This window comes from Pseudomonas sp. S30 (genome assembly GCF_016518545.1).
Classification (GTDB): Bacteria; Pseudomonadota; Gammaproteobacteria; order Pseudomonadales; family Pseudomonadaceae; genus Aquipseudomonas.
On record NZ_JACVTO010000009.1, the window covers coordinates 156124 to 176349 of the forward strand.

Annotated in this window: 18 protein-coding genes; 10 read left to right on the forward strand and 8 right to left on the reverse strand. The window is 65.9% G+C overall.

Annotated elements, in window-relative coordinates; all coding sequences use genetic code 11:
- Positions 1-51 precede the first annotated feature (51 nt).
- The 6 genes from IAE34_RS12595 (at position 52) to IAE34_RS12620 (ending at position 5717) form a co-directional block, all read left to right on the forward strand.
- Positions 52-951, forward strand: coding sequence for a chemotaxis protein (locus tag IAE34_RS12595; RefSeq protein WP_200139281.1), 900 nt, complete (start codon positions 52-54; stop codon positions 949-951).
- Between the two features lie 88 nt (positions 952-1039).
- Complete coding sequence (locus IAE34_RS12600; RefSeq protein ID WP_200139282.1) at positions 1040-1351, forward strand: hypothetical protein; 312 nt, start codon at positions 1040-1042, stop codon at positions 1349-1351.
- Positions 1348-2082 carry a YkgJ family cysteine cluster protein gene (locus tag IAE34_RS12605; protein ID WP_200139283.1) on the forward strand — a complete coding sequence of 245 codons (735 nt, stop codon included), beginning with the start codon at positions 1348-1350 and terminating at the stop codon, positions 2080-2082. Before IAE34_RS12600 ends, IAE34_RS12605 begins: the two co-directional genes overlap by 4 nt.
- A gap of 199 nt (positions 2083-2281) precedes the next feature.
- Positions 2282-2506: a hypothetical protein gene (locus tag IAE34_RS12610; RefSeq protein WP_200139284.1), complete on the forward strand. Its 225-nt coding sequence runs from the start codon at positions 2282-2284 to the stop codon at positions 2504-2506.
- Positions 2507-2758: 252 nt separating this feature from the next.
- On the forward strand, positions 2759-4036 hold the full coding sequence (locus IAE34_RS12615) for an OprD family porin (RefSeq protein WP_233631128.1): 1278 nt from the start codon (positions 2759-2761) through the stop codon (positions 4034-4036).
- 181 nt (positions 4037-4217) lie between these two features.
- Positions 4218-5717, forward strand: a complete 1500-nt coding sequence (locus tag IAE34_RS12620) for a GGDEF domain-containing protein (protein WP_200139286.1) — start codon at positions 4218-4220, stop codon at positions 5715-5717.
- Here the strand turns inward: IAE34_RS12620 and IAE34_RS12625 are convergent.
- A complete protein-coding gene (locus IAE34_RS12625) occupies positions 5714-6190 on the reverse strand; it encodes a ferritin-like domain-containing protein (protein WP_200139287.1) in 477 nt (158 codons plus the stop codon). The genes IAE34_RS12620 and IAE34_RS12625 overlap by 4 nt on opposite strands.
- Before the next feature lie 216 nt (positions 6191-6406).
- Between IAE34_RS12625 and IAE34_RS12630 the strand changes: the two genes are divergently transcribed.
- Positions 6407-6628, forward strand: coding sequence for a DUF3820 family protein (locus IAE34_RS12630; RefSeq protein ID WP_200139288.1), 222 nt, complete (start codon positions 6407-6409; stop codon positions 6626-6628).
- 7 nt (positions 6629-6635) lie between these two features.
- Here IAE34_RS12630 and IAE34_RS12635 read toward each other — a convergent pair whose 3' ends face one another.
- The 3 genes from IAE34_RS12635 to ptsP are packed head-to-tail and all read right to left on the reverse strand — an operon-like array spanning position 6636 to position 12171.
- Positions 6636-8372 carry a PTS fructose-like transporter subunit IIB gene (locus IAE34_RS12635; RefSeq protein ID WP_200139289.1) on the reverse strand — a complete coding sequence of 579 codons (1737 nt, stop codon included), beginning with the start codon at positions 8370-8372 and terminating at the stop codon, positions 6636-6638.
- A complete protein-coding gene (gene pfkB, locus IAE34_RS12640; RefSeq protein ID WP_200139290.1) occupies positions 8369-9319 on the reverse strand; it encodes a 1-phosphofructokinase in 951 nt (316 codons plus the stop codon). Before pfkB ends, IAE34_RS12635 begins: the two co-directional genes overlap by 4 nt.
- Positions 9319-12171, reverse strand: coding sequence for a phosphoenolpyruvate--protein phosphotransferase (gene ptsP, locus IAE34_RS12645; protein ID WP_200139291.1), 2853 nt, complete (start codon positions 12169-12171; stop codon positions 9319-9321). Before ptsP ends, pfkB begins: the two co-directional genes overlap by 1 nt.
- A 277-nt stretch (positions 12172-12448) precedes the next feature.
- Here ptsP and cra point away from each other — a divergent pair, with 277 nt between their 5' ends.
- Positions 12449-13441, forward strand: a complete 993-nt coding sequence (gene cra / locus IAE34_RS12650) for a catabolite repressor/activator (RefSeq protein ID WP_200139292.1) — start codon at positions 12449-12451, stop codon at positions 13439-13441.
- Between the two features lie 2 nt (positions 13442-13443).
- Positions 13444-14220, forward strand: coding sequence for a TatD family hydrolase (locus tag IAE34_RS12655; RefSeq protein ID WP_200139293.1), 777 nt, complete (start codon positions 13444-13446; stop codon positions 14218-14220).
- 22 nt (positions 14221-14242) lie between these two features.
- Here IAE34_RS12655 and ampE read toward each other — a convergent pair whose 3' ends face one another.
- The 3 genes from ampE to IAE34_RS12670 form a co-directional block, all read right to left on the reverse strand.
- The gene (ampE, locus tag IAE34_RS12660; RefSeq protein WP_200139294.1) at positions 14243-15073 is read right to left on the reverse strand and encodes a regulatory signaling modulator protein AmpE; all 831 of its coding nucleotides are present in this window, start codon (positions 15071-15073) and stop codon (positions 14243-14245) included.
- Positions 15070-15633 carry a 1,6-anhydro-N-acetylmuramyl-L-alanine amidase AmpD gene (gene ampD, locus IAE34_RS12665; protein ID WP_200139295.1) on the reverse strand — a complete coding sequence of 188 codons (564 nt, stop codon included), beginning with the start codon at positions 15631-15633 and terminating at the stop codon, positions 15070-15072. Before ampD ends, ampE begins: the two co-directional genes overlap by 4 nt.
- A gap of 83 nt (positions 15634-15716) precedes the next feature.
- Positions 15717-17858: a DUF1631 domain-containing protein gene (locus tag IAE34_RS12670; protein ID WP_200139296.1), complete on the reverse strand. Its 2142-nt coding sequence runs from the start codon at positions 17856-17858 to the stop codon at positions 15717-15719.
- A 217-nt stretch (positions 17859-18075) separates the two neighbouring features.
- On the opposite strand from IAE34_RS12670, the gene nadC reads away from it, so the two are divergent.
- Complete coding sequence (gene nadC / locus IAE34_RS12675) at positions 18076-18924, forward strand: carboxylating nicotinate-nucleotide diphosphorylase (RefSeq protein WP_200139297.1); 849 nt, start codon at positions 18076-18078, stop codon at positions 18922-18924.
- A 91-nt stretch (positions 18925-19015) separates the two neighbouring features.
- Here nadC and trxB read toward each other — a convergent pair whose 3' ends face one another.
- Positions 19016-19978 carry a thioredoxin-disulfide reductase gene (gene trxB, locus IAE34_RS12680; RefSeq protein ID WP_200139298.1) on the reverse strand — a complete coding sequence of 321 codons (963 nt, stop codon included), beginning with the start codon at positions 19976-19978 and terminating at the stop codon, positions 19016-19018.
- Positions 19979-20226: the final 248 nt, after the last annotated feature.

A 20226-nucleotide genomic window follows, 5' to 3' on the forward strand; every position in this document is an offset into this window, starting at 1 on the left:
AGGCCGATAACCGGATATCCTCTTCCCTTTCGACACTCCCGAAGGTTGCCCATGGCCACGCCCAATGCCCGCGCGGACGCCTTGTCCCTGCTGCTGTTCACCCTGCGCAGCGGCAAGCTGATGGCGATCAATCTGCTCAAGGTCAGCGAAATCATCCCCTGCCCGCCCTTGACCAAGCTTCCCGAATCCCACCCCCACGTCAAAGGCGTGGCGACCCTGCGCGGCCAGTCGCTTTCGGTGATCGACCTGTCCCGTGCCATCGGCGAGCAACCGCTGGCCGATCCGCGCGGTGGCTGCCTGATCGTCACCGACATCAGCCGCTCGCGCCAAGGCCTGCATGTGCAGGCGGTGAGCCGTATCGTGCACTGCCTGAGCACCGATATCCGGCCGCCACCCTACGGTTCCGGCAGCCGCTCGTTCATCACCGGCGTGACCCGCGTCGACAATGCGCTGGTCCAGGTGCTGGACATCGAGAAGGTCATCCATGGGATCGCCCCACCGCCGCCAGAGGCGCCAGCGGGGCAACTGCGCGAGGAAGACGCCAGTCTGCTCGCGGCTGCCAACATACTGGTGGTGGATGACAGCCAGGTGGCGCTCCAGCAGTCGGTGCACACCTTGCGCCACCTGGGTCTGGAGTGCCACACCGCCCGCAGCGCCAAAGAAGCGATCAATGTTCTGCTCGAGCTGCAAGGCACGGCGCAGGAGATCGATATCGTGGTCTCGGACATCGAGATGTCGGAAATGGATGGCTACGCCTTCACCCGCACCCTGCGCGAGACGCCGGACTTCCAGCACCTGTACGTGCTCTTGCACACTTCGCTGGACAGCGCCATGAGCGCCGAAAAAGCCAAGGTCGCCGGGGCCAATGCCATCCTTACCAAGTTTTCCTCGCCCGAGCTCACCGATTGCCTGGTGGTCGCGGCACGCGCGGTGAGTCTGGCCGAGCGCTGAGGCCGGCATGACCATAGGCCTTCACTTGATGGCAGATCCGACTCGGGCATAATTCCTACTCTCCAGAACCTCTTTGCCGGTATCGCTTATGACTTTTCTCCGTACCGCTCTGATCGCCCTGGTGGTGACCAGCACCGGCGTCCATGCTTCCACTTCCGAAGCGTGGAACGCCTATCGCCAGCAGATGGTCAAGAGTTGCCTGGCTGCCAGCCAGTTCAAGGATGCCCACGCCATGGGCAAGCCCGCCGAATTCGACGACCGTACCGCCTACAGCGCGTTGCTGATCGAGGGCGTGTACAAGTCCAGGCAGATGAACAACCAGACCGGCACCGAGCTGTGCCTGTACGACCGGGCCCACCAGCAGGCCTATGTCACCGAATGGCAGCCAGGCACCAAGTGAGCGACAGTCTGCGCTTCGCCTGTATCGGCTGCGGCAAGTGCTGCACCGGGCACCACGTGCCGCTGACCCTGGACGAAGCACGCCGCTGGGCCAGCGATGGCGGTCAGGTGGTGGTGCTGATCGAAGGGTTCGTCGCCGATGGACCGGGGATGCCGCCCGAACAGCGCGACCACGTAGTGCGACGTTCCCAGGCGGTGGCCTGTGGCAGCACGCAACTGAGGGTATCGGTGACCTTCGCGGCCTTCAATCCGGGTCGCTGCCGCCATCTGGACGACGACGACCTGTGCGCCATCTATGAAACGCGCCCGTTGGTCTGTCGCATCTATCCGGCGGAGATCAACCCGCACCTGCCGTTGCGCCCTGAAGCCAAGGACTGTCCGCCCGAAGCTTGGGAACAAGGCCCGCCCCTGATCGTCGGGCAGCGTCTGGTCGATCCGCGACTGAACGCTCTGATCGAGGCCTCGCGCCAGGCGGACCGTGAAGACATCGCTGCCAAGGTGGCCATCTGCGAACGGCTGGGCATCACCACCAGCGCGCTCAAGGGCAATGGTTTCACGGCCTGGCTTCCGGACATGCAGGCGTTCCTTGCGGCCCTGGACTCGAATCCGGCACCCGCCAGTGCTGCCTGGATCGTGCACCTGCAGGACCCCGAGCTGACCCGCACCCTGCAGCAACGAGGGTTGCAGACTACCGCCGAAGCGCCGGTGTACTACGCCTTCATCGGCTTCTGAGCTAAGCCGCACGGCCGACTTCTCTCGTCGACACCTGCACTGAACGCCCACCGTGCTTGACGACTGGGAGGAGTGACCCTGTCCGATCGTTACCTTTTGCACAAGAGTGATTAACCCATTGGGCGCTGTTTCGCCGCTGCCCGCAGCGCTAGATTGGCGCTGTCCACATCACACTTGCCACGCAAGAAGGTAGCTTCACATGTCCAACAGTATGGGTATTGCCAGCGTCTTCGTCCTGTCGTCCCTGTTGTTGTCGCCCCTGGCCCTGGCTGAGGAATCGCCGGCCTTCGTCGCCCGTAACGCCCAGGTCGCTGCCAGCCTGCAACACTCGCAGGAGGCCTACGCAGCGCAGCCTCAGGATGCCACGAAAGCGGTGCAGCAGACCGCTTCGAAGAACGTCACCGACGACCAGGCCGACAGCTGATCCTGCGCTCCACCCCCACTCCCGTATTTCGGGTCCGACCTTGAGCAGGGGTCGCCCCGGTATGTTAGCCTCCCTTGGCCGCTGCGCATCAGCGGCTTTTTTTGCGCCTGAATCTCTGCCAGGCGAACACGTCCCTCGGGCGAGCGCTGCTGTTCGAGCCGTCGGGGACCGCCTCACCGATCGACCGAAAAAGGAGCATTACCGGTGTCCTTCGTTTTCCGCTATACGCCACTGTTCATTGCGCTGGGCGCAATGATTTCCCCCACCCATGCCCAAGAGCGCGCAGAAGGCTTCGTAGAGGGATCGTCACTGAACCTGAACTTTCGAAATGCCTACTTCCATCGCAACCAGTTGCTGCCAGGCGTAAGGGACAGTCGCGAATGGGCGCAGGGCGCCGTCGCACGCTTCGAGTCGGGCTATACGCCCGGCGTGATCGGCGTGGGCGTGGACGCCTACGGCATGCTCGGGCTGAAGCTCGATGGCGGCGGCGGCCACGCCGGCAGCAGCCTGTTGCCTCTCAACGAGCACGACGATGGCACCCTGGGCGCGGCGCCACGCAGCTTCTCCAGCGCCGGCGCTGCGGTGAAGATCAGAGGCTTCGACACCGAACTCAAGGCCGGTGACCTGTTCCTCACCAACCCGGTCATCGCCGGCGGCGAAACCCGCCTGCTGCCCCAGACCTTTCGTGGCGTGGCGCTGACCAACAGCGCCATCGACGGACTGCTGCTCGAAGGCGGCCAGGTCAGCTTCACCAAGCCCTACAACCAGAGTGGCCACCGGCGCATCGACACCTTCTACAGCGCAGGACCGGATGACCGCGACAGCAAGCACCTGTCCTGGGCTGGCGCGTCGTGGAACGGCACGCCGAGCTTCACCGCCAACCTGTACGCCGCCGAATTGCAGGACATCTGGAACCAGTACTACGCCGACTTCGACTACACCTATGTGGTCCACGACAACCTCAGCCTCACCCCCGGCGTGCACTTCTACCACACGCAGGACACCGGCCAGGCCAAGCTGGGCAAGATCGACAACAACACCTACAGCCTGCACCTGACGGTGGCCGCCGGGCATCACAGCGTCACCACCGCCTACCAGCGCGTCAACGGCAATACGCCGTTCGACTACATCAACCAGGGCGACAGCATCTACCTCGACAACTCGCGCATGTATTCGGACTTCAACGGCCCGGGCGAACGGTCGTGGAAACTGCAATACGGCTACGACTTCGCCGGCCTGGGCATCGCGGGGCTGAGCACATCGCTGTCCTATTCGCGCGGCAAGCTCGACCTGACCAAGGCCGATCCGAACAGTGCCGGCTATGGCCAGTGGTACAGCGCCGATGGCAAGGATGCCCGGCACTGGGAACGCGACCTGGACGTGAAGTACGTGTTCCAGGAGGGCCAGTTCAAGGATCTGTCGTTGCTGCTGCGCTACGCCAGCCATCGCGGCAGCCGAGGCTATTCGGCGGTGGACAATGACAACGACGAGCTGCGCCTGATCGTCGACTACCCGCTCGCGATATTCTGACGCGACACTGAAACCGGTAGCGTGGCGTCGGCCCGGCAGGGCACCGACGCCATCGCGGCGCACCTGAAGCGCGCATTTACGACGCCGTGGCTTGTTCGACAATGGCCACTTGCCTACACTATCGCCGCCGCTTCCTAGCCCGACCCTCAAGGCAAGAGGGGCCAATGCAGTCGCGAGCCTGATGTCGTCCATTCGAATCCCGCGCCTTACGTTCTCCAGGCCTCACCCCGAGCTGATCCTCAATCTGGGCAGTGGCCTGGCCGTGCTCGCGATCCTTGCGATCGTCAGCTACCTGCTGGGGCGTGAACGAGACAGCGTCGAGCAGTCCTCCATCCGCGCCTCGAGCAACATCGTCCAACTGATCGAGAGCGACATTCTCAACAACGCCGAACTCTACGACCAGTCGCTCAAGGAACTGATCTGGGCGGTCGGCCGTCGCGACCTGGCCCAGGTGCCAGCGGCCATGCGTCATCGCTTGTTGTTCAACCCGGCGCTGGTGGACCAGAGCCGGGGCGATGTGCTCTGGCTCGACGCCAAGGGCGATGTGGTAGGCGACTCCACGAACATCGTGCCGCGCCAGGCCAATTTCGCCGATACCGGGGTCTTCCAGGTCCACCGTGACCAGCCGCAGGTCGGCCTGTTCATCGGCCCGCCCTTCAAGGCCAGGCTGGGAGACATGAACTGGTGCATCAGCTTCAGCCGGCGGATCTCCGGTGCCAATGGCGAATTCGTCGGGGTGGCCACTGGCGCGCTGCGGCTGTCGTACTTCACCGAACTGTTCCAGCGCCTGGACATCGGTGAGCGCAGCAGCGTCAACCTGCTCAACACCGGCGGACACCTGCTGGCGCGTGAACCGCTGGGTCCTGGCCAACCGGCCATCGGTGTCAACTTCAGCCAGCAGCCGAACTTCCAGCGTATCCTGGATGAACGTAGCGGTAGCTTCACAGCGTATTCGCCGCTGTTCGACGAACAACGCATGTACACCTTCGCGCGCGTCGGCAACCTGCCCCTGATCGTGCTGGTGGCGCATTCCACCGATGAGGTGTTCCAGGGCTGGCGGCGCACGGCGCTGATCGTCGGCATGGCCACCGGTGTGCTATGCCTGGGCATTCTCTGGCTGACCGTACTGCTGGGTCGCGAGCTGCACAGGCGGCACACCGCCGAGCAGGGGCTGGCCACTCTGGCCGCCACCGACAGCCTCACGGGCCTGGCCAACCGTCGTCATCTCGACCAGGTACTGCGTCAGGAGTGGGCCAGGGCATTGCGCAATCGCACCTCGTTGGCCGTGCTCATGGTGGATGTCGATCACTTCAAGGCGTTCAATCAGCGCCATGGGCACGCGGGAGGCGACCATGCATTGAGGGAGGTGGCGCGTACCATCGAGCTGAGCATTCGCCGGCCTGCGGATCTGGCGGCTCGCTACGGTGGCGAAGAGTTCCAGGTGGTGCTGCCAGAAACGGAATTGGCGGGAGCCAGAATGCTGGCTGAAAGGATTCGCCTGAGTGTAGAGGCATTGCCGATCTTCAGCGGCGATGAACGACCGATCACCGTAAGCATCGGCATCGGCCTGCATGAAGCAGGCACCCAGCACGACTTGACCAGCGTGCTGAGTGCCGCAGATGAAGCACTCTACCGAGCCAAGGCCAATGGCCGTAACCGGGTAGAGGGGCCTGGCGCTTAAGATCGGGCGCGAGCGGCGTTACGCAGTGCCTTGACCTGGTCGTGATTGCGCTGCACGCCTTGCAGCTGCTTGTCGACCAGAGTCAGGGCGTTGGCAGCAGCAGGGACGTTGAGCTTGACGAGCTTTTCGCGCGCATCCTTGTAGGCTTTTAGCGCGTGGTCCTCGCCTTCCTCTACGGTATTCAGAACAGCTTCTTCGTCTTTGCCGGTGAATACGGCCTTCAGGTTCAACCAGCCACGATGCAAGTCGCCCGAGAAGCTGGTCGAGGTTTCCGGATCGCCACCCAGATGGCGCACTTCAGCTTGCAGTTCGGCAGCCGCCTGGCCGCATTCGACCTCGCGCTGTACGAAGAATGCTTTGAGCTGGGGATTCTTGACGTCATCAGCCGATTCCTTGAAACCCTTCTGACCGTCTTTGCTGTACTCAATCAGGTTGTTCAGTACCTTGATCACGTCTTCGTTCGGGTTGCTCATGGCGTAACTCCTTGGCAGGTGATAGTCCCTGTAGTAAAGAGCACCCTTCGTGCCAATCATTACCCAAATAAAAAATCCTTACCTATCAGGTAGTTGAGAGATAAAACAAAAATGCCATCATCGGCGTTCTGCATGATCGACCATTGCAGCTCGTGCAGATTGCAGGGTCTGAAGATTGCTGTATCGTCAAGGTTCGCAACCGCTACAGGCCCACCGATGAATCCGCAATCTCTGCAACTGCTGGTCACCCGCACCATGCCTTTCGGCAAATACCAGGGACGCCTGCTGGCCGATCTGCCGGGTGACTACCTGGCCTGGTTCGCTCGCAAGGGATTCCCGCCCGGTGAGCTGGGCGGGCTGCTGGCGTTGATGCACGAGATCGACCACAACGGTCTGGGCGAGCTGCTGGCGCCGCTGCGCAAACAGCGGCGTCCCTGAAGAGGAGTCAGTTGGCCGCAGCCGGCGCCACGACCATCTCGACCTGCTCACGCTTCTTGATCAGCGCATACACCACTGCGGTGACCAGGCTGCCTGCCACGATCGCCAGCAGGTACAGCAGGGCGTGATTGATCGCGTTGGGGATCAGCAGCACGAACAGGCCACCATGCGGCGCCATCAGCTTGCAGCCGAAATACATCGACAACGCACCCGTCAGTGCGCCCCCGGCGATGCTCGCCGGAATGACGCGCAAGGGGTCCTTGGCCGCGAAGGGAATCGCTCCCTCGGAGATGAAACACAGCCCCAGCACCAGCGCAGCCTTGCCGGCCTCGCGCTCGCTCTGGGCGAACTTGCGTCGTGCCAGGAAGGTGGCCAGGCCCAGCCCGATCGGTGGCACCATGCCCGCAGCCATGGTCGCCGCCATCGGCGCGTAGCTCGAGGATGCCAGCAGGCCGACCGAGAAGGCGTAGGCGGCCTTGTTGATCGGCCCGCCGAGGTCCACGCACATCATGCCGCCGAGCAACAGGCCGAGCAGGATGGCATTGGTGGTGCCCATGCTGTCGAGAAAGCGCGTGAGGCCTTCGAGCATGGCGGCCACCGGGTGCCCGACCACGTAGATCATCACCAGGCCCGTGAACAGGCTGGCCAGCAGCGGAATGATCAGGATCGGCTTGAGCGCCTCCAGGCTGCTGGGCAGGCGTGCCCAGCGGCTGATGGCCTTGGCGCTGTAACCGGCCAGGAAACCGGCGACGATGCCGCCGATGAAGCCTGCGCCCAAGGTACTGGCCAGCAGGCCACCGATCATCCCCGGTGCCAGGCCCGGACGGTCGGCGATGGACCAGGCGATGTAGCCTGCCAGCATCGGCACCATCAGCTTGAAGGCCGCCTCGCCACCAATCTGCATCAATGCCGCTGGCAGGGTGCCGGCTTCCTTGTAGGCCTGGATGCCGAACACGAATGACAAGGCGATCAACAGGCCGCCGGCCACCACCATCGGCAGCATGAACGACACCCCGGTCAACAGGTGTTTGTAGATCCCGGCCTTTTCACTCTTGGCGGGTGCTTCGGCGCTGGCGCCGGTGTTTTCCACCCGGCCTTCGGCCAAGGCCTTGTCCAGCGTCGCGCGCGCCTGCTTCAAGGCGATGCCGGTGCCACAGCGATAGATGCGCTTGCCGGCGAAGCGCGCGGTGGGCACTTCGATGTCAGCCGCCAGCAAGACGACGTCCGCCTGGGCGATGGCCTCGGCCGACAACGGATTACGCGCGCCGACAGAACCCTGGGTTTCGACCTCGAAGGCGTATCCCAGGTCGCGCGCGGCCTGTTGCAGCGCCTCGGCGGCCATGAACGTGTGCGCCACGCCCGTAGGACACGCCGTGATGGCCACGATCCGCGGCATCGTCGACGGGCTCGGCACCTCGGCATTGGCGCTGTGTTCCAGCACCTGGGCCTTGGCCGCGGCTTCGTCGAGGAACCCTTCTCGATCGGCCAGGGCCTGGGCCGGCGTACTCTGGAACAGGCGTTTGCCGACGAAGCGCTGCAGGTCGATCGGGCCGGTGCTGATCACCAGCACCCAATCGGCCTCGGCGATCTGCGCTGCGCTCAGGCGCCGCTCGGGATGCTCGGCATCCCATACCTCGACGCTGGTGCTCCAGCCCCGGCGCTGCGCGGCCGCAGCCAGCAGTCGCGCACTCAATACACTCGACACCTGACCGTTCGGGCAGGCGGTGACGATCGCGATGTTCATCGGCGAGCCTCATTTTGTTGTTCTGTCAGTTGTACAGCCGCCTGCAGATGCGCCAGTTGCTCGCGATCCGCGATGCCGAAGCCGATCTGCGTCACCGCCTGTGCAGCGATGGCGGTGGCGCGGCGCAGCGTCTGCCCGGCGTCTTCGGCCAGCAGCAGGCCATGCACCAGGCCGGCTACCAGCGAGTCGCCGGCCCCCACGGTGCTGGCCACGCTCACCTTGGGCGGCTGGGCCGACAAGGTGCGTCCGGCACTGAACCAGGTCACGCCCTGGGCGCCCTGGGACACCACCACGTGGCTGACGCCGCCGTCGAGCAACTGTAGGGCCGCCTGCTGCTGGGCTTGCAGCCCCTCCACGCAGTGCCCGGTCAGCTCGCCCAGCTCATCGGTATTGGGCTTGACCAGCCAGGGGCCGGCGCGCAGCCCTTCGCGCAGCGCTTCGCCACTGGAGTCCAGCACCACCTTCAGGCCACGGGCCTGCAAGCGCTCCAACAGCTGCCTGAACCACTGCGGGCTGACACCGCGTGGCAGGCTGCCCGCGACCACCACCAGGGCATGCTCGGCGGCCACGGCCTCCAGCCGTTCGAGCAAAGCCGCCTGGGCCGCTGCATCGATCTGGGGTCCCAGGCCGTTGACGTCGGTGACCTGGCCATCGTCCTCGACCAGCTTGAGGTTGGTGCGGGTCTCGCCCGGCACCCGGATGAAGCAGTCGACGAAGCCTCGTTGGGCGATCAGCGCCTCGAACGGCGCCGGGTTGTCCAGGCCCAGAAAGCCGCCGACCGTGACCTGATGGCCCAGATCGGCCAGCACCTGGGCCACGTTCAGGCCTTTGCCGGCCGCATGGCAGCGCTGCGCCAGGGCGCGGTTGACGCCGCCGATGCGCAGCCGGTCGAGACTGACCGTAAGGTCCAGGGCCGGGTTGAGGGTCAGGGTAAGGATCTTGGCCATCAGTAGCGCTCCACCAGCGCCCGAACCGCTTCGGCGCTGTCCTGTTGCAGGGCTTCGCAGGCCAGGGCACGGGCCGTCGAGTAATCGGCCTGGCGCACCAGGGCCTTGACCTCGGCGATGCTGCGCGCCGAGACGCTGAGCTCGTCCACCGCCAGTCCCAGCAGCACCGGCACTGCCTGCGGGTCGGCCGCCAGCTCGCCGCACACGCCGACCCATTTGCCTTCGGCGTGGGCAGCGCGCACGGTCATGTCGATCAATTGCAGCACCGCGGGATGCAGGCCGTCGGCCTGGGCCGAAAGGCTGGAATGGCCACGGTCGATGGCCAGGGCGTACTGGGTCAGGTCGTTGGTGCCGATGCTGAAGAAGTCCACTTCACGGGCCAGGCGTGGCGCCAGCAATGCGGCCGAGGGCACCTCGACCATGATGCCGACCTGCAGGTCGGCCACCGGTATGGCCTGGCGCAGGCGATCGACCATGGCTTTGGCGGCTCGCCATTCGTGCATCTGGCCCACCATGGGGAACATGATCCGCAACGGCCGGTCATCGGCCGCCTGCAACAAGGCGCGCAGCTGATCCTCCATCACCTGCGGGCGCTGCAGGGTCAGGCGCACGCCGCGTACACCGAGGAAGGGGTTGTCTTCAGCCGCGATGGGCCAATAGGGCAACGGCTTGTCCCCGCCGACGTCGAGGGTACGCACCACCAGCGGTCGTCCCCGCAGGCCGTCGAGCACGCGGCGATATTCAGCCTCCTGGGTGGGCACGTCCGGCACCTGCGAGTGGGCCATGAAGATCAGCTCGGTGCGCAGCAGGCCGACGCCTTCGGCGCCCAGCTCCACCACCTTGTCGATGCCGCTGCTGTCACCGATGTTGGCGAACACCTCGATGGCGTGGCCATCACGGGTTACCGCAGGCTCGTGGCGCGTGGCCCAGGCCGCCTGCAGGCGCTGTTCGCGCTGTTCACGCTCGGCCAGCGCACGCTGCACCTCATCGGCCGGCGGCGCGATGCTGACCTTGCCGCGCTGGCCATCGAGCAGCAGCGGCGTGCCGCTTTCAAGCAATAGGATCGCCGCACCGGCGCCGACCACGGCCGGAATCCCCAGGGCGCGGGCGACGATGGCGCTGTGCGCGGTGGCGCCGCCGTGGGCGGTGACGATGCCAGCGACCCGCGCCGGGTCCAGGCGCGCCACATCGGAAGGGCCGACTTCGGCCATGACCAGCACGTAGGGCTCGATCGGCTCGGCCTGCTCGACCACCCCGCACAGCTGCGCCAGCACGCGTCGGCCGACGTCGCGCAGGTCGGCAGCGCGCTCGGCGAGCAAGGCATCGCCCAGGGCTTCCTGCTGGCGGGCAGCGGTTTCGATCACCGTCATCCAGGCGGCGGCGGCACTTTCACCCTGGGTCAGGCGCTGCTCCACCTCGTCGGTCAGGGCCGGGTCGGCGAGCATTTCCTGGTGAGTGACGAAGATTTCGGCAATGGCCTTGTCGCTGCGCTGCACCAGCGCATGCAGCTCGTCGTTGACCGCCGACAGAGCGCTGGCCAGGCGCGCGCGCTCCTGAGCGCAGGACTCGCCGCGCAGCGGGTAGTCGATCTCCCGCTCGACGCGAACATGGGCCGGACCGCTGGCGATACCGGGCGCGGCGCTGACGCCCTGGACCTGCGTCCCTGGCAACGGCGCCTGGAGCGCCTCGCGCGCCGGCTGGGCGAGTGGCTCGGGGCTGGCCGGCAACGGCTCGACCTCCTCCCCCAGCCCTGCCTCGATGGCCGCCAGCAGCACCGGCAAGGCATCGGCAGCGATGCTCGGCTCGGCGATCAGCTCCAGTTGCTGGCCACGCCGGGCGCCGAGCGACAGCAGCCGGCTCAGGCTCTTGGCCGACACGCCGGTCTGGCCGCTGTCGGTCACGCGGATACGGATCTCGCCCTCGAAACCCTTGGCCAACTGCGCCAGGACCTTGGCCGGACGGGCATGCAGGCCGTGCGGGTTGGCCAGCATCACGCGGGCACTGGGCCAATCGGCCGGTACCTCGGCGCCGAGCACCTGCAACACGTCGCGGCTGCTGGTGGCCTGGTACAGCGTCTGCCCGCGTCCCTCGATCAATACCTGGCACAGCCGTTCGAGCAGGGCCTGATGGGCAGCGCCCAGGCTGGCCAGGCAGAACAGACCGTTGAGGGGTTGATCGCGATGGCGCAAGGGTTGTTGCGGGGTGACGAACGCCAGCCCCGGTTGCAGCACTTCACGCTCACTGTGCAACCACCACAGGCCTTCGCCCAGCGGCAGCGGTTCGGCTTGCTGCAGCAGCGCGGCGAAGCCGCCGTCCACGCAACCACCGCGCTGCAACAGGCGGGCACCGCGCCAGGCGAGCTCGTCGAAGTCTTCGGCGGGCAGGCCCAGGCCTATCAGTTGGGCGTCGAGCTCCAGCTCACGGGGCGCGCCTTGCAGCAGCTTGAGCAGCGCCTCGGCGGAGCTGGCGCGGCGCAAGGCTTCGGCCAGGTCGGTTTCGCCCAGGGCACGGGTGAGCAGTTGCAGCAGGCGCAAGTGCTCGTCGGAGCGCGCCGCGATGCCGATGGCCAGGTAGACGATCTGACCGTCGCCCCAGTCGACTCCTTCGGGAAATTGCAGGAGGCGCACGCCGGTGGCGAACACCAGGTCGCGGGTCTGCGGGGTGCCATGGGGGATGGCGATACCTTGGCCCAGAAAGGTCGAGCCTTGGGCCTCGCGGGCCTGCAACCCTTCCAGATAACCCTCGGCGACCAGACCATCGACTATCAGGCGATCCGCCAACAGGCGCAGTGCGGCCGGTTTGTCGGCGGCCACCTGGCCCATGGCTATCTGCTCACTAGCGAGCTCGAGCATGACCCTCTCCTTTTGCAGTACCCGCAGTTGGGAACTGAGGTTATTGTTGTGGGAATCAACGTATTTTTCATCCTGGGGCTTTCAGGGCAGGCCCAGTTGTCGGATGCTGAAACGTTTAACCTGACGAGGCCGCCACGTTACTCGATAATCTTCCTAGGAAAAAGCCCCTGTTTGTCGGAACAATTGCGACAATGGTCGCCTGCACTTGGACACAATTCCACGTAAGACTAGCCGGCCATGGCCCTGCGACGCCGCCGGCAATAACAAGGAAAACGCAGTGAAACTCAGCGATATCGCACGTCTGGCCGGTGTCTCCGTGACCACTGCCAGTTATGTCATCAACGGCAAGGCCGAGCAGCAGCGCATCAGCAGTGCGACCGTCGAGCGGGTGCGTGCCGTGGTCCAGGCCCACGACTTCACGCCCAATCCCCAGGCCGCCGGCCTGCGCAGCCGGCATACTCGTACCCTGGGCTTCATCCTTCCCGACCTGGAAAACCCCAGCTACGCGCGCATCGCCAAGCAGTTGGAGCAGGGTGCGCGCGCGCGCGGCTACCAGTTGCTGATCGCCAGCAGCGACGACCAGCCCGAGAGCGAGCGGCAGTTGCAACAGCTGTTCCGTGCCCGCCGCTGCGACGCCCTGTTCGTCGCCAGCTGCCTGCCCGCCGAGGACCAGAGCTACCGCGAGCTGCAGGCCAAGGGCCTGCCGGTGATCGCCATCGACCGACGCCTGGACCCCGAGCACTTCTGTTCGGTCATCAGCGACGACCACGATGCCAGCCGTCAGCTCACCGAAAGCCTGCTGCGTACCCGTCCACGCAGCATCGCCCTGATCGGCGCCCGCCCGGAGCTGTCCGTGAGCCAGGCCCGGGCTGCGGGCTTCGACGCGGCCTTGCAGGGCTTTGCCGGCGAGGTACGCCGCCAGCAGGGCGAAGCGTTCAGCCGCGACTGCGGCCAGCGCCTGATGCAGGCCCTGCTGGAGGAGCTGGGAGGGTTGCCCGATGCCTTGGTGACCACCTCCTACGTCCTGCTGCAAGGCGTGTTCGACACCCTGCAAGCGCGTGGCAGCGAGGCGCGGCAGCTGCAACTGGGCACCTTCGGCGACAATCAGCTGCTCGATTTCCTGCCCTTGCCGGTCAACGCCATGGCCCAGCAGCACGGCCAGATCGCCGCCACCGCCCTGGACCTGGCGCTGGCCGCCATCGAGCGCAAGCACTACACGCCAGGCGTACAGGCCGTCGCGCGGACCTTCAAGCAGCGCATCATGGCCTGAACATGCGCCTGATCGATACCCACACGCACCTGGACTTCCCCGATTTCGACGAAGACCGCAAGGCTGTGCTGGACCACGCGACCGCCTGCGGTGTGGAGCGCATGGTGGTGCTCGGGGTGCATCGGCAGAACTGGCAACGGGTGTGGGACCTGGCCTGCGCGGACAACCGGCTACCGGCCGCGCTGGGCCTGCACCCGGTGTACCTTGACCAGCATCGGCCCGAGCACCTGACCCAGCTGCGTCAGTGGCTCGAGGCGCGACAGGGCGATGCTCGCCTGTGCGCGGTGGGTGAATTCGGTCTGGATTACTACCTACCAGCGCTGGACAAGGCCGCCCAGCAGACGCTGTTCGAAGCGCAACTGCAGATGGCCTGCGATTTTCACTTGCCGGCCCTGCTCCACGTGCGCCGCAGCCACGCCCAGGTGATCGCCACCCTCAAGCGCTACAAGCCTGCCCGCGCCGGGATCGTCCACGCCTTCGCCGGCAGCTACGAAGAGGCGCGTGAATACCTCAAGCTCGGCTTCAAGCTGGGCATCGGCGGCGCCGCCACTTGGCCACAGGCCGTGCGCCTGCGCAGGACGCTCGCCCGGCTGCCCCTGCAATGCCTGGTACTGGAGACCGATGCCCCGGACATGGCGCCGGCCATGCATGCCGGCCGGCGCAACAGCCCCGAGCACCTGCCGGCCATCGCCGGTGCACTGGCGCAGGTGCTGGGCATCGAACCCCAGACCCTCGCTCAGGCCTGCCACAGCACCAGCTGCGAGCTGTTCGGCTGGTAGTGCCGAACGCGCGCTCACGCGACTACATCAGCACCGTCGCCAGCGCGAACACCGCATACCACAGCACCGCGCTGCGCAGCAGCAGCTCCCACAGGCTGTCCAGGCGCGCCAGCGCACTCTGAGCCTCCTCCTGCTCGGGAATATCATCGGCCACACGGCCGACGCGAGCGATCAGCTGTGCGGCGCTGACGTGCCAGTTCAACAGTTCGTGCAGCATCACCCGGGTGACTGCCACGAAGTTGCCCACCAGGGCGAAACTCAGCGCCAGCAGGCGCACCGCCACCCAGTCCATGACGTGACGCAGTTGCGCGGCCCGCGCCTTGAGCGCTGGCTCATGGCTGTTGGCGGCACACAGCGCCAGCAGTCGGTAACCCAGCGCGGCCGCAGGCCCGGCCAGCATGTACCAGAACAGCACCGCGAAGAAACTCTGGTAGGCCTGCCACAGCAGGTTGCCCTGCACCCGCACCAGCAGCTCGCGTGGATCGTCGGCCGCCAGGCCCAGGTCACGCTCGGCCACGCACTGTGCGGCCTGGATATCGCCACGGCGCCAGGCGTCACGAAACGGGCCGAGCGCCGCCTTGGCATCGCCCCGCCCCAGGCTGTAGAGCACCACCACCAGGTGCACCGGCAACGCCAGCAAGCCGTAGGCGACCGGCTGCAGCACATGCAGCAGCAGCGCCAGCAGCAACACCGGAGCGAGCACCAGGATCACCAGCCCCCAGCCTGCCGCGCGAGCGCCGCGCCGGTCCTGTCGCGCCAGCTCGGCCAGAAACCAGCCGTCTCGCTGAACGCGATGACGCAAGGCGGAAAACTGCTCGATCCACACGATCAGTACCGCGACCAGAAAGCTCATGAATCACCCTCGCTGCTCAGCGCGGCGCGGTAGCGCCGCCAATCGAAAGCCGGACCGGGATCGGTCTTGCGCCCCGGCGCGATGTCGCTGTGGCCCTGGATGCGGCCAACGTCGATCGCCGGCCACTGCTGGCAGATCTGCCGCGTCAGCCGCTCCAGGACCCGGTACTGTGCATCGGTGTAGGCCAGCTGATCGGTGCCTTCAAGCTCGATGCCGATGGAGAAATCGTTGCACCCCTCGCGCCCCTGGAAGCACGACACGCCGGCATGCCAGGCGCGGTCGAGCAGCGACACGAACTGGGTCACCGCGCCCTCGCGATCGACGAACAGATGCGCCGAAACCCTCAGATGGCAGATGCCCGCAAAATACGGATGCTCGGCGGGATCGAGACGGTTCTGAAACAACGCCTGAACCTTGCCGGTACCGAAACACCCCGGCGGCAGGCTGATGTTGTGGATCACCAGCAAGGAAATCGCCTCGCCTTCAGGGCGGGCATTGCAATTCGGTGAAGGGCAGTGGGTGACACCGGTGAACCAGCCGGTGGCGCGATCCAATTGCATGGGCAGATCCTGAAAAACACCTGTGGACAAGGCCTCAGTATGCCTCGACGACGCGCGCCGCGCATGACAATGAGCGCCACGGCTCAGCGCCTGCCGGCCACCTGCAAGTCGTCGAGGACCGCCTCCAGCGCCCGCTCGAACAGCGGTCCGTCGTCCAGCACCCTCACCTCCCCGCGCCCGAGGGCCAGGGCCAGCCCGGCGGTGTTCCATTCACGCACCTTCATGCCGGTGCGATTGGCGAAGACCAGCCGGTCGGTACTGTCGATCCGGGCCACCAGCTTGCAACGCAGTGGCTCGTCTTCGTCGTTCAACTCGATCCAGGCCCCCAGGCGCAAGCCGCGCACTTGCTGCACACTGGGGCCTGAAGCCCCGAGTTCGGGAACCTGGCTGCCGGCCGCTTCCTCGGCGATGCCCAGAATCACCGGTTCGCACACCCGCACCAGATCGACGTCCTCACGCCGGTGCGCAGGCCCTGCACAGGCCCACAGGTGCAGGCGCTCCAGTTCGAGGAAAAACTCGCGCTGCACGGTCGAATCCAGCACCACGCTGGCCAGGCCGTCGCGCAACGCCTTGAGCAGCCCAGGCAATTGCTGCAACAGGTGCAGTCGCGCCTCGGACCGATGCTGCGGTACCAGGCTGAGCAGCAGCGCATCGAGGGTCGCCAGCCCTTGCTCCCAGGGCGGCGAATCCTCGCCGTGCTTGAGCCAGGCCATCAGCAGCACCTGGCTCCAGCAGTCCACCAGCATCTTCAGCACCGCCCGTGGCACCTGCCGCCCACGCAGACGGCGATCGAGCTCCAGCTGGACCTGCCGCCGTCCCTCCACCGCCCTCGCCCTACCCTGTTCGGCGTCGCGAGTCCGCTGCTCCAGCAGCTCGCAGCGGCGCCGTTCCTCGGCGCTGAACAGCAGGAACTCGCCGAGCACATCGTCGACCACCTGCAGATCGTCGACGAATTCACTGAGCAGACGCTGGACGATGCGTTCCAGGCGGCTCTGCTGGCTCTGGCTGGCGCTCTCCCAGCCCATGGCCAGCGCGGCTATTTCATTGACCAGACGCCGTGCCGGATGACCAGGTCGACTGAACAGGCTCTTGTCGAGCAAGGCGACCTTGAGCAACGGCAGGTGCAGACGCACCAGCAGGCTGCGCAGCGCCTCGGGCAGATTGTCATCCCGGCGGATATGGCCGAACAGCAGCCCGATGAAGTTGATGAGGTCCTCGTGGGCGTTGTCCAGTCGCCGCCGTGTACCGCTGCGCACGCCGATACGCAGCAGCAATTGCTCGAGCTGCTGGCCGAGGTGGAAATCATCGGCTTCGGCAGGCTCGGGCGGGTAGTGCTGCAAGTGGGTGAGCAGGCGCAGCAGGTCGGCGCTGCCGATCGCCTGCGCGGTCGCCACGCTCTGCACCCGCGGGGCGAGGCGACCGCGGCGGCTCGCCAACACCTGTTGTACGGAGGCGAAAAAAGCCTCCCCTGCACTGTCAGGGTCCAGGCCCTCGCCGCCTGGCAGGACGGTCGAACGTCGGCGTTGAGCTTCAGGCCGGTAATCCAGGCGTCGACGTGGTGCCGGCGTCAGGTGAGTCAGCACGCCGGCGGCCACCAGCAACTGGTTTGCCTGGGCATAGAGCAGGTCCAGATCACGCAGTACGTAGCGTTCGAACAGCTGCAGCAGGATCGGCTTGACCTGCAGTCCGACCCCCAGGTCACGTCCCGCGTCGAGGAAGTAGCCGCACAGGCACATCGGCCCCAGGGGATTGCTGAGCAGGGGAATCGGCCTTTCGAGCAGGTTCGAGAAGCGCTGGTTGAGTTGCTCCAGCGCGAGGCCGTCGTGCGCCAAAACGCGCTCGACCATCGCCCCGACCGCCAGGGTGCGTGCGCGGGAGGGTCGGTCAACGACCGTCTCCACGCTGCCCAGCAGATCGCCCTGGCCAAAGCGCACGAAGGCTTCATGGAAGGTGTCGAGAAAAGCGCGCTCGATGCTTTTGCGCTTCAGCCGCAGATCGCGCATGGCCTCGAAGTACAGGTGCTGCGAGCCCCCGTCGGCGCTGCTGTCGGCCATCTCGAAGAGGGTGTCGTCAGCGTTGTCGAAGAGGGCTTGTAGCCCTTGGCGCAACTGCAGCGCAGCCTTGTCACGCACCTGCAGCAGTGCCATGGGAAGGCACGGCAAGGGCCATCGCCCCATGCTGTCGACGGGCAACCCAAAGGTCCCCGCCCGGCCTCCATCTCGCATTCCCGAACTCCTTGCTGGGCATCGATCGACGCGCCTGCCGAAACAGTCAAATCGATGGCGTCAAATACAAGTCGTCATTATCGATCAAAAATATGACAGCCACCAGCACCCACTGCCCAGGACGCGACCCGGCGCACATTTGCCCGCTTCGCCCTGCGGCTGTAAAGCGTCGTCCCCTGGCCCTATAATCGCCCGCATCTAGCTTGTGGAGCCGACCATGCCGAACCTACGCCTCGCCGACCTCACCGCCGAAATCGAAGCCAACGTGCGCCGCGCACTGCTCGAGGACATCGGCAGTGGCGACATCACCGCGCAACTGATTCCCGCCGAGCGTCTGGCCAAGGCCACCATCATCACCCGAGAACGCTGTGTGATCGCCGGCACCGCCTGGGTCGACGCCGTGTTGCGCCAGGTCGATCCGCGCGTGGCGGTGCACTGGCGAGTGGTCGACGGCGATATCGCCCAGGCCGACCAGGTGTTGTTCCAGCTCGAAGGTCCGGCACGCTCGCTGCTCACCGGCGAACGCTCGGCGCTCAACTTCCTGCAGATGCTCTCGGGCGTGGCCACCCGAGCGCGCCACCTCGCCGACCTGGTCGCGGGCACCCAGGTGCGTCTGCTCGATACCCGCAAGACCTTGCCGGGGCTGCGCCTGGCACAGAAATACGCCGTGACCTGTGGCGGCTGCCACAACCATCGCATCGGCTTGTTCGATGCCTTCCTCATCAAGGAAAACCACATCGCCGCGTGCGGCGGCATCGCTGAAGCCGTCAGCGCAGCGCGGCGCATCGCACCGGGCAAGCCGGTGGAAGTCGAAGTGGAGAGTCTCGAGGAATTGCACCAGGCGCTAGCGGCCGGTGCGGACATCGTCATGCTCGACGAACTGAGCCTGGATCAGATGCGCGAAGCGGTGCACCTCAATGCCGGCAGGGCCAAGCTGGAGGCCAGCGGCGGTGTGACCGAAAGCACCCTGCGCAGCATCGCCGAAACCGGCGTGGACTACATCTCCATCGGTGCGATGACCAAGGATGTCAAAGCCGTGGACCTGTCGATGCGTCTGAGCCTCTGACAGCGATCGGGACCTGGCGGCCCCGATCCTGCATCAGCGGTGCCGGTCCCCGCCCAGGCCAACAGGCAAGGGCGGGGGGCGAGCAGCGCGATCAGAACGACGCGTTGGCCAGGCCGTCCAGATAACGCTCCACGTCCAACGCGGCCATGCAGCCGGCGCCGGCCGAAGTGATGGCCTGACGGTAGACGTGATCGGCCACGTCGCCGGCGGCGAACACACCCTCGACGTTGGTCGCGGTCGCGTTACCCTCGCGCCCACCGCTGACCACCAGATAGCCGTCCTTGAGGGTCAGCTGACCGTCGAACAACGAGGTGTTCGGGGTGTGGCCGATGGCGATGAACACACCGTCGACGGTGATCTGGTCGAAGCTGCCGTCGTTGTTCTTCAGGCGCGCACCGGTCACGCCCATGTTGTCGCCGAGCACTTCGTCCAGGGTGGCGTCGAGCTTGAGCTCGATCTTGCCTTCGGCGACGCGGGCATGCAGCTTGTCGATCAGGATCTTCTCGGCGCGGAAGGTGTCACGACGGTGCACCAGGGTCACCTTGCTGGCGATGTTGGCCAGGTACAGCGCCTCTTCCACGGCGGTATTGCCACCACCGACCACGGCGACCGGCTTGTTGCGGTAGAAGAAACCGTCGCAGGTGGCGCAGGCCGAAACCCCTTTGCCCATGAAGGCCTCTTCCGACGGCAGGCCCAGGTAGCGGGCGCTGGCGCCGGTGGCGACGATCAGGGCATCACAGGTGTAGGTGCCGCTGTCGCCGCGCAGGGTGAACGGCTTGTTCGCCAGGTCCACGGCATTGATGTGGTCGAAGACGATCTCGGTCTCGAAGCGTTTGGCGTGGTCCTCCATGCGCTGCATCAGCGCAGGGCCGGTCAGGCCATGGGGATCGCCCGGCCAGTTGTCGACTTCGGTGGTGGTGGTGAGCTGGCCACCGGCCTGCATCCCGGTGATCAGCAGCGGCTTGAGGTTGGCACGGGCTGCGTACACCGCGGCGCTGTAACCGGCGGGGCCGGAGCCGAGGATGATGACGCGGGAATGACGAACTTCGGACATGGCGTGCTCCTGTCGAGCCGGCCCCTGCGGACCGGCACCGCTGTGCCGGCGAAGCCGGCTGGGAAAGAAAAAGGACCTGCGCAGCACTTGGGGAAGGCTGTCACGCGCAGGTCCGAAAACCTGAGTGCCACTCCCACCTAGGGCTCGCGGGGTGCAATGGCGTCGAGAACGTGGACGCACTGTAGCGAGGTGGCAAAGAGTAAGGAAATATCCATCGACAATCCACCTCATAGGCACGCTCTATCCAC